The organism is Agromyces sp. Root1464 (assembly GCF_001427265.1).
In the GTDB taxonomy this organism is placed as follows: domain Bacteria; phylum Actinomycetota; class Actinomycetes; order Actinomycetales; family Microbacteriaceae; genus Agromyces; species Agromyces fucosus.
Genome location: NZ_LMFU01000002.1, coordinates 632683 through 645101, shown reverse-complemented (window position 1 = coordinate 645101; position 12419 = coordinate 632683). Strand labels below are relative to the sequence as shown.

Sequence of the window (12419 nt, the reverse complement as noted above, 5' to 3'; positions counted from 1 at the left end):
TTCGGGCGGGGCCGGTCGGGTGCTGCTACTCGTCGAACGTGTTGACCATCGCGTAGGCGGCCCGTTGGAGATAATCCCACAGGGTCTCCTCCGCGAGCGGAGGCAGGTCGAGCGAGTCGACCGCGTTCCGCATGTGCAGGAGCCAGCGGTCGCGGGCGTCGGGGTTCACCTTGAAGGGCTGGTGCCGCATGCGCAGCCGGGGGTGCCCGCGCTGTTCGCTGTAGGTGCCCGGTCCGCCCCAGTACTGCTCGAGGAACATCGTGAGCCGTTCAGCAGCGGGGCCGAGGTCCTCCTCGGGATACATCGGCTTCAGCACGGGGTCGTCGGCGACGCCGCGGTAGAACTCCGCGACGAGCCGCTCGAACGTCGGGCGACCGCCGACGGTCTCGTAGAACGAGGGTCCGAGCGCCGAGCCGTGCTCGGTGCCGCGCAGCGGCACGTTCGCAGGTCGAGGGGGGCCGGATGCCTCGGCGGGCAGCTGCTCGCTCATGATGCTCCTCCAGCCGGCGGTGCCGGCGGCTTCGGTGCGCGCGGCGCACGCGGCTTCTTGACGGCTGCACGAGCCGCCGCGGCCCCCGTGTCACCCGCGGCGACGACGGCGTTCGGGGTCGTCTTCGGCGGCTTCGCACCCTTGACCCGCGTGGCACCCTCGAAGCCGGCGAGCACGACGCTGTTGAGGCTCGGGAGCTTCACGCCCAGCTCGTCGAGCGCGTGCTTGAGTCGCATGCGGAGCTCCCGCGCCACGTCGTCCTTCGCCGAGGAGCGCACCTTCATGACCACGCGGATGACGAGGGCTTCCGCCGTGATCGACTCCAGACCCCACACCTCGGGCTTCTCGAGCACGCGCGAGCGCCACTTGGGGGAGTGCGCCATCTCGGTGGCGGTGCGCAGGAGCGTCGCCTCGACCTCGTCGACGTCGACGTCGTAGGGCACGGCGAGATCGACGATGACGCGCGCCCAGCCCTGCGACATGTTGCCGACCCGCAGCACTTCGCCGTTGCGCACGAACCAGAGGGTGCCGTTCACGTCGCGGATCTTCGTGACGCGGATGCGGACCTCCTCGACGATGCCCGTCGCCGGCCCCAGGTCGACGACATCGCCGACGCCGAGCTGGTCCTCGACGACCATGAAGATGCCGTTCAGCGCGTCTTTCACGATGTTCTGGGCGCCGAAGCCGAGCCCCGCACCGAGAGCTGCGGTGAGCAGCGCGAACGAACTCAGGATCGTCGGATTGATCGTGTTGACGATGAGCAGTACGACCACGATGAACAACGTGACGTTGACGATGTTCGTCAGTACGGAGCCGAGCGTGCGCGTGCGCTGCACGAGGCGCACGGCGGCGAGCGGCGATGCCTGGAGCGCTTGCGTGTCGGTGACGTCCTGCTTCTTCTTGACGCCGGTGACGACCTGCTTGACGATCCGTTCGATGACGAAATGCAGGACCCACCGGATCAGGAGGGCGAAGACGACGATGAAGATGATCGAGATGAGGTTCCCGAGCACGACGTCCCAGTTGCCGACCCAGTAGTCGACGATGCCCGCCCAGAAGTCGCCGCTGACCGGCGTGGGATCTGGATCTTCAAAACCGAACATGGTGTGAAAGTCTACTGAGCCCCGCCCGAGAGCACGCTGGCATCGCGCGCCTGCGCGGCGAGTGCCCGCTCGAGCTCGTCGAGCTGCTCGGAGACGAGCCGGTGCAGCGGCGCAGGCGTCGGATTCGCCTCGAGCCAGGCACGGGTCATCACCGCGAGTTCCGGCGAGACGAGCGGCGCCGGGTACAGGCGCTTCACGACGAGGGAGGCCATCGTGAAGCTCCGGCTCGCCCAGACGCCCTGCAGCATCGCGAAGTACTCGGTCGCGGTCGTCGCGAGCAGCTCGGGCTGCGCGGTGCGCTGCCAGCCGTCGGCGATCGCGCGCGCGAGGTCGTTCGACAGCGAGGCATCCGTCGCGACGCGTCGCCACGCGGCATCCTTCACCGCCTGGTCGGGTCGGGCGGCCCTGGCGGTCTCGGCGAGGAGGCGCCCCTTGGCGGTGTCGTCTCGCGCGAGGGCCGCGTCGATCTCGTCGTCGGACGCCGCGCCGAGCGTCGCCCGTGCGACCACGAGCTCCCAGTGCAGGTCGAGGTCGATGTCGAGCCCTGCGAGCTTGATCGAGCCGTCGAGGAGGCTCCCGAGCACGTCGGCGTGCGCCGCGGTCGACGCGATGCGGGTGAATCCCTTGACGAACTGCAGTTGGGTGTCGGATCCCGGCGCGGCGAGCTCGGCGAGCGCCCAGACGGCGTCGCCGGCCTCGGCGGCGACTTGCGTGCGGTGCTCTTCGGCGAGGTAGCGGCTGATCGCGAGTTCGAGGCGGGCGAGGGCGAGCCCGCGGGCCGCCGACTGCGTCTCGTGCCCGATGCTGCCGATGACGAGGCGTACGAAGTCGATCGTCGGCACTTCGGCGTCGCGCAGCGCGTCCCACGCCGAGCCGAGCACGACGGCCCGTGAAACCGGGTCGGAGAGCTCGGGGAGGTGGTCGATCGCGACGCGGAGCGAGTCGGGATCGAGCCGCACCTTCGCATAGGTGAGGTCGTCGTCGTTCACGAGCAGCAGGTCGGGGCGCGGGAGGCCGACGAGCTCGGGCACCTCGGTGACGGCGCCGTCGATGTCGAGCTCGATGCGGTTCGTGCGCGCGAGCCCGTCGTCGCCGAGTTCGTAACAGCCGAGGGCGAGGCGATGCGGGCGCAGCGTCGGATGCCCCGGAGCCGCGCTCTGCTCGATGCGTGCGGCGGTGATCGTGTCCGAGCCGTCCGTCTCGATCGCGGCCCGCAGGGTGTTGACGCCCGCGGTCTCGAGCCACAGCGCCGACCAGCGTGTGAGGTCGCGGCCGCTCGCGGTCTCGAGCTCGTCGAGCAGGTCGCGGAGCGTGGCATTGCCGCCCGCGTGGGCGGTGAGGTACGCGCCGACACCGCGCTGGAACGCGTCGAGTCCGACCCACGCGACGAGCTGCTTCAGCACCGAGGCGCCCTTGTCGTAGGTGATCGCGTCGAAGTTGACCTCGACGTCGGCGAGGTTCGCGATCTCGGCGACGATCGGGTGGGTCGAGGGCAGTTGGTCTTGCTCGGCGGCGTGGGTCTTCTCATCGCTCGCGAACGTCGCCCAGACACCGGTGAACTCGGTGACGGCAGCGGTCGCGAGGGTCGAGGCCCACGTCGCGAACGACTCGTTCAACCAGAGGTCGTTCCACCACTTCATCGTGACGGAGTTGCCGAACCACATGTGCGAGAGCTCGTGCAGCACGACGATGGCCCGCTGCTCGCGCCGCGCGTCGGAGACGCGGGAGCGGAACAGGTAGGACTCGTTGAAGGTGACCGCGCCGACGTTCTCCATGGCGCCCCAGTTGTACTCGGGCACGAAGATCTGGTCGTACTTGCCGTACGGATAGGGCACGCCGAACGCGGTCTCGTAGAACGCGAGGCCCGCCTGCACGAGTTCGAACATGACCTCGGGCTCGGCGTACTGCGCGAGTGAGGCGCGGGTCAGCACGCCGAGCGGGATGTCGCGGCCGTCGACGCTGCGCGCGCTGCCGTGCCATGCGGCGTAGGGCCCGGCGATGATCGCGACGATGTAGCTCGAGATGACGGGACCGGGCTCGAACGACCAGGTCGAGACGGCGACGGTCGCCGCGGCCGCTGCACCGGTGACGAGCTTGCCCGGCGCCGGCTCGGGCGTCGCAGCATTGCTCAGCACGGTCCATGCGGCCGGAGCCGTGATCGTGAACGTGAACGACGCCTTCAGGTCGGGCTGGTCGAAGACCGCGAAGACCCGGTTCGCCTCGGCGACGGCGAACTCGGTGTACAGGTACGTCGCCCCATCGACGGGGTCGACGAAGCGGTGCAGGCCCTCGCCGGTGTTCGTGTACGCCGCCGTCGAGACGACGCGCAGCTCGTTCGCAGCCGCGAGACCGTCGAGGCGGATGCGCGTGCCGTCACTGACCGCGGCTGCGTCGAGCGGGCGGCCGTTCAGGGAGATCTCGTGCACCTCGGTCGTGCACGCCTCGATGAAGGTCGATGCACCCGGCTCGGCGTCGAACGAGACGAGCGTCTCGCTGCGGAACGTGTCGCCGGGCCCCGACAGGTCGAGGCGGATCTCGTAGCGCGGCGAGCGCACGACCTGCGCGCGCTGTTCGGCTTCGACTCGGGTCAGATCGGCAGCGGGCATGCAGGGGCCTCCGTGGGGTTCGTTTGCCCCGTCAGCCTACTGACTCAGGATGAGCCGGGCATGGGAAGCAGCCCGTGCTCGTAGGCGTAGATCACGAGCTGCACGCGGTCGCGCGCGTCGAGCTTCTGCAGCACGCGGCCGACGTGGGTCTTCACCGTCGATTCCGAGAGGAAGAACTGCTCGGCGAGCTCGGGGTTGCTCCGCCCCTCGGCGATGCCGATGAGGATCTCGCGTTCGCGGGGCGTGAGCGAGTCGAGGCCGGGGGCCTCGATCGGAGCCTCGGTGCCGGGCAGCTCGCCTGCGAACAGCTCGATCATCCGCCGCGTGACCCGCGGGGAGAGCGCGGCCTCTCCGGCATGCACGGTTCGGATCGCACCGACCAGGTCGGCGGGTCGGGAATCCTTCAGCAGGAACCCGCTCGCGCCCGCCCGGATGGCGGCGAACGCGTACTCGTCGAGGTCGAAGGTCGTGAGCACGAGGATCCGGGTCGGTCGCCCACCTGCGACGATCGACTCGGTCGCGGCGATGCCGTCGAGATCGGGCATGCGAACGTCCATCAGCATGACGTCGATCTCGAGCGACTCGACGAGCGCGATCGCGCCGCGCCCGTCGGCGGCCTCGCCGACGACCTCGAGGTCGGGCTCGGACTCGAGCACCATGCGGAGCCCGATGCGCACGAGCGACTGGTCGTCGGCGATCGCGACGCGGATCGGTCGGTCGGTGGTCATGCGTCCTCCTCCGGGTCATCGGGGTTCGTGGTGGGGGCGTCGGACTGCGGCGTGCTGCGCTCTTCGTCGCGGAGTTCGGCGTGCACCCGCCATCCCCGCTGCGGCCCCGGACCGGCTTCGAGGGCGCCGCCGTAGAGGGCGACGCGTTCGCGCATGCCGACGAGGCCCTTGCCGCCGCTCGTGAGTTCGGACGTCGACGCGACGGCGGCGTCATCGATGACGTCGACCCGCACGACGCCGTCGGCGTGCTCGACCGTGACGTCGACGCGGTGAGCCGTCGCGGCGTACCGCAGCGCGTTCGTGAGCGCCTCCTGCACGATGCGGTAGACGGTCAGCTGCAGGTTCGAGTTGAGGATCGGCGGCCCGACCGTCGTCAGCTGCACCGGCAACCCGGCGGCGCGGAATCGCTCCACGAGCACCGGCAGCGCCGCCGTGCCCGGTTGCGGAGCGAGCTCCTCGGGGTGGCCCGCGGCCTCGGCGGGTTCGGCGAGCACCCCGAGCATGCGGCGCATGTCGGCGAGTGCGGCACGGCCGGTGTCGGCCACGTGCTGCATCGCCTCGGCGGCGCGCTCCGGATCACGCGCGGCGGTCGCCGCCGACCCGTCGGCGAGCGTCACCATGACGGTGAGGCTGTGCGAGACGATGTCGTGCATCTCCCGGGCGATGCGCGAGCGCTCGACGGCGGTGGCGAGCTGCGCCTGCTGGTCGCGTTCACGGGCGAGGTCGTGGGCGCGGGAGATGAGGGCGTTCAGGTAGCGGCGTTGGTTGCCGACGGTCACTCCGATGAGGGTGGCGATCAGCAGCAGCACGGTGAACTGCGAAGCGGATGCCGGTGCGTCGGCGCCGAACGGCGCCACCGTGTCGCCGGCATGCGCCCAGACGGCGATGTACGAGGAGGCCGTCGTCACGACGACCGATCCGGCGAACCCGATCCAGGCCGCGCGCGTCGAGCCGTACACCGCGAGGGCGTAGAGGGCGAGCAGCAACGGGAACACGTCGGTGGACCCGAACGGGTACACGACGAGGCAGACGAGCCAGGCGATGGCGACGAGCAGCCAGGGCTCCCTGCGGCGCAGGAGCAGGATCGCGGCGGCGGCCACGGCAATGGCGACCAGTTGGGCGACGGCGATCCATGCGGGAGGCGGATCAGAGCCGAACAGGAGTGCGATCGTCCCCGCGAAGGTCGGCACGAAGTACAGCGCCGTGATCAGCGAGTCGGTGAGCCACGGATGCCGCGCCCAGAACTGCCGGATCACGCCCGGCGGCTTCGGCAGACGAAGTTCTCCCCCGACTACCGAAGCCGGGTAGCCGGGGGAGATGGGTGCTTCCGTCATGGACTGGACTCTACGCGTCCCGTCGCTTGAGGAGCACCGCGGCGCCGGCGATGGATGCCCCCACCCACGCCAGCACGACCAGGAGGCTCAGCCAGGCGCCGAGCGCGTCGGCGGTGGGTTCCGCCGTGGCCGAGGTGAAGATGCCGAGGCCTGCGCTCGAGAGCAGGTACGGGATGAGGTCGTGCGCCCACTCGGCCGGGATCATCTGCAGCACCGTCGGCAGGAGCAGCATGACGCCGAGCACGGCGGCGATGCCACCGGCGCTCGATCGCAGCATCGTGCCCACGCCGAGGGCGAAGACCGAGACCAGCGCGAGGTAGAGCGCACCGCCGAGGATCGGCAGGAACACCGCCGGCTCGACCAGGCTCGCCGAGACGTCGACACCGGCGAAGACCACCGACGAGACGACGAAGGCGCCGAGGTTGGCGACGAGGCCCACGAGGAAGGTGGTGACGAACAGCACGATCGCCTTGGCCGCGAGTGCCGGCAGGCGCTTGGGCACCGCGGTGAGCGTCGACCGGATCATGCCCGTCGTGTACTCGCCGCTGATGATGAGCACGCCCAACACGCCGGCGACGAGCTGGCCGAAGAAGACGCCGAACACCGACGACTGCACGATGAGCGAGACCTGACCGTCGGCGGGCATGCCCGAGGCATCCGCACCGCCGTTCATGTCGCTCGCCATGCTGAGCGACATGATGAGCGCCATGCCGAGCGAGATCGCGATGACGATCAGGTACGACCAGGTGGTCGAGCGGAGGCTCCGGAGCTTGATCCATTCGGAACGGAGCACGCCGCCGAAGGAGAGCGAGGTGGAGTGCGCGCGCTGCGAGGGGTGCGCCAGTTGCGGGGTGGTCGTGGTCATCGGACTGCCTCCGTGCGGTATTCGACGGCGTCGGCGGTCAAGGCCATGTAGGCATCTTCGAGCGACGCGCTGAGCGGGGTGAGTTCGTGGATGGCGAGCCCGTTCTGGGCTGCGAGGTCGCCGATTCCGGATGCCGGGACTCCCGTCACCTCGAGGACGCCCGCCTCGGAGCGGATCACCGCGACCTCGGGGGCGGCGAGCAGGTCGGCCAGCTGCGAGGCGTGCGGCGAACGCACGAGCACTCGGGGGCGCGTGCCACCGGCGATGATGTCGGCGACCGGTGCGTCGGCGATGATCTCGCCGCGGCCGAGCACGATGAGGTGGTCGGCCGTGAGGGCCATCTCGCTCATGAGGTGCGAGGAGAGGAAGATCGTGCGGCCCTCGGACGCGAGGTGCCGAACGAACTGCCGCACCCACAGCACGCCTTCGGGGTCGAGGCCGTTGACGGGCTCGTCGAGGATGAGCGTCGACGGGTCTCCGAGCATCGCAGCGGCGATGCCGAGTCGCTGGCCCATGCCGAGCGAGAATCCGCCGACGCGCTTGCGCGCCACCGACTCGAGGCCCGTCATCTCGATGACCTCGCGCACGCGGCTCGCGCCGATGCCGTGCGTGGCGGCCATCGCGAGCAGGTGGTTGTAGGCGGTGCGGCCCGTGTGCACGGCCTTGGCGTCGAGGAGGGCGCCGACCTCGTGCAGCGGCGCGCGGTGCGCCGCGTACGGCTTGCCGTTGACCGTGACGCTGCCGCCGGTCGGGCGGTCTAGCCCGACGATCATGCGCATCGTGGTCGACTTGCCTGCGCCGTTCGGTCCGAGGAACCCGGTGACCTGCCCGGGGCGGACGGTGAAGCTGATGTCGTTGACGGCGGTCTTCGCGCCGTAGCGCTTGACGAGCCCTTCTGCCGTGATCATGCTTCAACGCTACGGATCGGGTGCGCCTGGGACATCCGTCTGGAGAATGGTTCAGGGCGGGCCGGCGTGGTACCGAAGTACCATGCCGACCCGCCCTGAGCGGTCGTGCCGGGTGCTACTGCGCGTCGCGCGCCTGCGCGGCGAGTGCGCGCTCGACGCCGGCGACGTTCTCGACCACGAGACGGCGCAGCGCGGGTGCCGCGTCGGCGTTCGCCGCGAGCCAGGCGTGACTGGCGTCGACGAGGGCGCGGTTCGCGAGCGGCGCCGGGTAGAGCAGGTCGACGAGCTTCTCGGCGATCGCGTAGCTGCGGCTCTTCCAGATGCCGTCGAGCATGCCGAAGTAGCGCTCGATGAACGGCGTCAGCAGCGACTGGTCGTCGGCGCGCACGAAGCCGGTGGCGGTCGTGCGCACCACCGAGTTCGTCGCCGTGTCGACATCGATGACCGACGCCCAGGCGCGCTGCTTGCCCTCGGCGGTCGGCGTCGCCGCACGTGCGTGCGCGGCCGACTCCTGGCCGGTGGCGGTCTTGTCCGACTCCAGACGGGCGTCGATCTCGGCGTCGCCGGCACGGCCCGCGGCGACGAGTGCGATGAGCAGCTCCCAGCCGAGGTCGGTGTCGACGTCGAGGCCGTCGAGCGTGATCGACCCGTCGAACAGGCCGGCGAGGTCGTCGACGTGCGAGCCGGCCTCGGCGATCGAGGCGAAGGCCTTCACGAACTGGAACTGGGCGTCGCTGCCGGCCGCAGCCTGCTGCGCGAGCTGCCAGAACCCGTCGGCGAGCGCTCGGCGTGCGCCGGCCCGGTGCTCGGGCGCGACATACGAGCTCGCGGCGAGCTGCGCGTTCGCGAGGATGATGCGCAGCGTCGTCGACTCGGTCTCGCTCGCGATGTTGCCGAGCACGAGGTCGAGGTAGTCGCTCGCGCTGGTCTCGGCGTCGCGCACGGCGTCCCAGACGGAGCTCCAGACGAGGGCGCGGGCGAGCGGGTCCTCGATCTTCGACAGGTTGCCGAGGGCGACCTGGTGCGACGCCTCGTCGAGACGGATCTTCGCGTAGGCGAGGTCGTCGTCGTTGAGGAGCACGAGGTCGGGGCGTGCGAGACCGACGAGCTCGGCGACATCCGTGCGCTCACCGTCGATGTCGAGCTCGACGCGGTGCTCGCGCACGAGCTTGCCGTCGACGAGGTTGTAGAAGCCGATCGCGGCGCGGTGCGGGCGGATCGTCGGGTAGTCGGGGTGCGCCGACTGCAGCACCGTGAAGGCCGTGATCGTGCCCGCGTCATCCGTCGCGATCTCGGGACGCAGGGTGTTGACGCCCGCGGTCTCGAGCCACAGCTTCGACCAGGCCGACAGGTCGCGGCCGCTCGCGACCTCGAGCTCGCCGAGCAGGTCGGCGAGGGTCGTGTTGCCCCACGCGTGCTTCTTGAAGTACGCCGAGACGCCAGTGAAGAACGCCTCGATGCCGACCCAGGCGGCCAGCTGCTTCAGCACCGAACCGCCCTTGGCGTACGTGATGCCGTCGAAGTTCACGAGCACGTCTTCGAGGTCGCGGATCTCGGCGACGATCGGGTGCGTCGAGGGCAGCTGGTCTTGACGGTACGCCCAGCTCTTCTCCATCGAGTTGAAGGTCGTCCACGCGTGGTGCCACTCGGTGGCCTCGGCTGTGGCGATCGTCGACGCCCACTCGGCGAACGACTCGTTCAGCCACAGGTCGTTCCACCACTTCATGGTGACGAGGTCGCCGAACCACATGTGCGCGAGCTCGTGCAGGATCGTGACGACCCGGCGCTCCTTGATCGCGTCGGTGACCTTGGAGCGGAACACGTAGACCTCGGTGAAGGTCACCGCGCCCGCGTTCTCCATCGCGCCGGCGTTGTACTCGGGCACGAAGAGCTGGTCGTACTTCGCGAACGGGTAGGGCACGTCGAACTTCGCCTCGAAGTACTCGAAGCCCTGCTTCGTCTTCTCGAAGATGTAGTCGGCGTCGAGGTACTGCGACAGGCTCTTGCGGCTGAACACGCCGAGCGGGATGACCCGCCCGTCGGAGCTCGTGAGCTCGTCGCGCACGACGTCGTAGGGGCCCGCGATGAGCGCGGTGATGTAGCTCGACATGCGCGGCGTCGGCTCGAACGCCCACGTGGCCGTCGAGACGTCGTCGGCGCGGCGACCCGAGGGGTGCAGCTCGGGCTCGGGGGTCGGCTGGTTCGAGATGACCTGCCAGTGCGACGGCGCGGTGACCGTGAACTTGAACTCGGCCTTCAGGTCGGGCTGCTCGAACACGGCGAACATGCGGCGCGAGTCGGGCACCTCGAACTGGGTGTAGAGGTAGACCTCGCCGTCGGCGGGGTCGACGAAGCGGTGCAGGCCCTCGCCGGTGTTCATGTAGCGGCCGTCGGCGACGACGACGAGCTCGTTCTCGGCGGCGAGGTTCGGCAGCTGGATGCGCACGCCGTCACTCACCTCGGCGGGGTCGAGCGGGGCGCCGTTCAGGGTGACCGAGTGCACGGTCGCCGTGATGGCGTCGATGAACGTCGACGCACCCGCGGTCGCAGTGAACCGCACGGTCGTCTGGCTGCGGAACACCTCCGGACCGGTGGTGACATCGAGCACGACGTCGTAGTCGCGCACCGAGACGAGCGCAGCACGCTCCTCGGCTTCGATTCGGGTGAGGTTCTCTCCGGGCACGTCTGCTCCTTCGGCAGTCATCGACGCGGCTCGTGGCCGCAGGCAACGTGCATCAGCCTAGCTCTCGGGCGGCCCGCGGTCACGGACGCACGGCCATCGCGGCGCAGCGGATGCGACGCCGCAGGCTCCTCACCAGTCGGCGCGCGAGTAGTCCTTCAGGAACACGCCGGTCACGTCTTCGCCTGCTTCGCCGCGCACGATGGGGTCGTAGACCCGAGCGGCACCGTCGACGAGGTCGAGCGGCGCGTGGAAGCCCTCCTCGGCGAGCCGCACCTTCGTGGGGTGCGGGCGCTCGTCGGTGATCCAGCCCGTGTCGACGCTCGTCATGAGGATGCCGTCGTCGAGCATCTCCTTCGCGCTCGTGCGCGTCAGCATGTTCATGGCGGCCTTCGCCATGTTGGTGTGCGGATGCCCCGGGCCCTTGTAGCCGCGACCGAACTGGCCCTCCATCGCCGAGACGTTCACGATGTACGTGCGACGAGCGGTCGACGCGGCGAGCGATGCTCGCAGACGGCTCACGAGGATGAACGGCGCCGTCGTGTTGCAGAGCTGCACCTCGAGCATCTCGAGGGGGTCGACGTCTTGCACGACAGCGCTCCAGCTGTTCTCGTGGTGCAGGTCGGGCACGAGGCCGCCGGCGTCGATCGCGGTGCGGTCGGCGAGCTTCGCGAGCGAGCTCGATCCGGGTGCGAGTGCGAGCGCCGTGAGGTCGTCGGCCGTCATCGTGCCCGCGAAGAGACCCGAGGTGAGCACCGGGTGGCTCGACACCGAGTCGGCGAGCGCGAGCGGGTGCGCGTCGTTCGTGTGGCCGAAGCTCACGAGCTCGGGCATCGGGCCGTCGGGCAGCGGCGACGACTCGGCCTCGACGAGCGGCGAGTACGAACCGGGGGAGCGGCGCACGGTCTGGGCTGCGTTGTTGATGAGGATGTCGAGCGAGCCCTGGGCGGCGACGTCGTCGGCGAGGGCGATGACCTGGGCGGGGTCGCGCAGGTCGATGCCGACGATCTTCAGGCGGTGCAGCCAGTCGCCCGCGTCGGGCATGGCGGCGAACCGGCGGGCGGCGTCGCGCGGGAACCGGGTCGTGATCGTGGTGTGCGCGCCGTCGCGCAGCAGCCGCAGCGCGATGTACATGCCGATCTTCGCGCGGCCGCCGGTGAGGAGGGCCCGCTTGCCGGTGAGGTCGGTGCGGGCATCGCGCTTCGCGTGGCTCATGGCTGCGCATGTCGGGCAGAGCTGGTGGTAGAACGCGTCGACGAGGGTGTAGCGCTGCTTGCAGATGTAGCAGGGGCGGGCGACCTGCAGTTCACCCGCGGTACGTGCGTCGGTGCCGCTCACGAGGTCGGCGCCCCGGGTCTCGTCGTCGATGCGCGTCGGCGCACCGGTCGCGGTCGCCGCGATGACGGCGCGATCGGCGTCCTGGATGACGCGCCGCTTCGCGAGCCGGCGGGCGACCTTGACGGCCTTGAACATCTTCGCGGTCGCGTGGCGGACGGTCTCGAAGTCGGGGTCGTCCTGGTCGAGCTCGCTGAGCGTGGCGAGCACCCGCAGCGTCGTCTCGAGATCGCGCGCGTCGATCGTGGGCGCGCTGACGGAGGCGGAGTCGTCGGAGGGCATCCCCCGATTCTACGGGCGGGCACCCCGTGATCACCTGTGTGCCGCTTCCGTTCGTCGAGCAGCGATGCGAGGAGCGTGTCGAGACCAC

The 12419-nt window shown here is 70.0% G+C and carries 9 protein-coding genes; all 9 read right to left on the bottom strand.

Annotation, left to right across the window (positions count from 1 at the left end; genetic code table 11):
* Positions 1 to 25 precede the first annotated feature (25 nt).
* The gene (locus ASD23_RS08805) at positions 26 to 490 is read right to left on the bottom strand and encodes a globin (RefSeq protein WP_082571322.1); all 465 of its coding nucleotides are present in this window, start codon (positions 488 to 490) and stop codon (positions 26 to 28) included.
* Positions 487 to 1593, bottom strand: a complete 1107-nt coding sequence (locus tag ASD23_RS08800; RefSeq protein ID WP_082571321.1) for a mechanosensitive ion channel family protein — start codon at positions 1591 to 1593, stop codon at positions 487 to 489. Before ASD23_RS08800 ends, ASD23_RS08805 begins: the two co-directional genes overlap by 4 nt.
* Before the next feature lie 11 nt (positions 1594 to 1604).
* Complete coding sequence (gene pepN, locus ASD23_RS08795; protein ID WP_056009445.1) at positions 1605 to 4199, bottom strand: aminopeptidase N; 2595 nt, start codon at positions 4197 to 4199, stop codon at positions 1605 to 1607.
* 44 nt (positions 4200 to 4243) lie between these two features.
* A complete protein-coding gene (locus tag ASD23_RS08790; RefSeq protein ID WP_056009443.1) occupies positions 4244 to 4927 on the bottom strand; it encodes a response regulator in 684 nt (227 codons plus the stop codon).
* Complete coding sequence (locus ASD23_RS08785) at positions 4924 to 6261, bottom strand: sensor histidine kinase (RefSeq protein ID WP_082571320.1); 1338 nt, start codon at positions 6259 to 6261, stop codon at positions 4924 to 4926. Before ASD23_RS08785 ends, ASD23_RS08790 begins: the two co-directional genes overlap by 4 nt.
* A gap of 10 nt (positions 6262 to 6271) precedes the next feature.
* The gene (locus ASD23_RS08780) at positions 6272 to 7126 is read right to left on the bottom strand and encodes an ABC transporter permease (protein ID WP_056009442.1); all 855 of its coding nucleotides are present in this window, start codon (positions 7124 to 7126) and stop codon (positions 6272 to 6274) included.
* Positions 7123 to 8034 carry an ABC transporter ATP-binding protein gene (locus tag ASD23_RS08775; protein ID WP_056009440.1) on the bottom strand — a complete coding sequence of 304 codons (912 nt, stop codon included), beginning with the start codon at positions 8032 to 8034 and terminating at the stop codon, positions 7123 to 7125. The genes ASD23_RS08780 and ASD23_RS08775 overlap by 4 nt, the downstream gene beginning before the upstream one ends.
* Before the next feature lie 115 nt (positions 8035 to 8149).
* Positions 8150 to 10717 carry an aminopeptidase N gene (gene pepN, locus ASD23_RS08770; protein ID WP_056012819.1) on the bottom strand — a complete coding sequence of 856 codons (2568 nt, stop codon included), beginning with the start codon at positions 10715 to 10717 and terminating at the stop codon, positions 8150 to 8152.
* A gap of 129 nt (positions 10718 to 10846) precedes the next feature.
* Positions 10847 to 12331 (bottom strand): SDR family oxidoreductase, encoded by a 1485-nt coding sequence (locus tag ASD23_RS08765; protein WP_056009438.1) that lies wholly within the window; start codon positions 12329 to 12331, stop codon positions 10847 to 10849.
* Between the last annotated feature and the right edge of the window lie 88 nt (positions 12332 to 12419).

What these genes read in the sequence shown, in the direction of transcription:
- pepN (WP_056009445.1), bottom strand. Translation starts at nt 4,199, where the DNA reads ATGCCCGCTGCCGATCTGACCCGAGTCGAAGCCGAACAGCGCGCGCAG.
- ASD23_RS08805 (WP_082571322.1), bottom strand. Translation starts at nt 490, where the DNA reads ATGAGCGAGCAGCTGCCCGCCGAGGCATCCGGCCCCCCTCGACCTGCG.
- ASD23_RS08780 (WP_056009442.1), bottom strand. Translation starts at nt 7,126, where the DNA reads ATGACCACGACCACCCCGCAACTGGCGCACCCCTCGCAGCGCGCGCAC.
- ASD23_RS08765 (WP_056009438.1), bottom strand. Translation starts at nt 12,331, where the DNA reads ATGCCCTCCGACGACTCCGCCTCCGTCAGCGCGCCCACGATCGACGCG.
- ASD23_RS08800 (WP_082571321.1), bottom strand. Translation starts at nt 1,593, where the DNA reads ATGTTCGGTTTTGAAGATCCAGATCCCACGCCGGTCAGCGGCGACTTC.
- ASD23_RS08785 (WP_082571320.1), bottom strand. Translation starts at nt 6,261, where the DNA reads ATGACGGAAGCACCCATCTCCCCCGGCTACCCGGCTTCGGTAGTCGGG.
- ASD23_RS08790 (WP_056009443.1), bottom strand. Translation starts at nt 4,927, where the DNA reads ATGACCACCGACCGACCGATCCGCGTCGCGATCGCCGACGACCAGTCG.
- ASD23_RS08775 (WP_056009440.1), bottom strand. Translation starts at nt 8,034, where the DNA reads ATGATCACGGCAGAAGGGCTCGTCAAGCGCTACGGCGCGAAGACCGCC.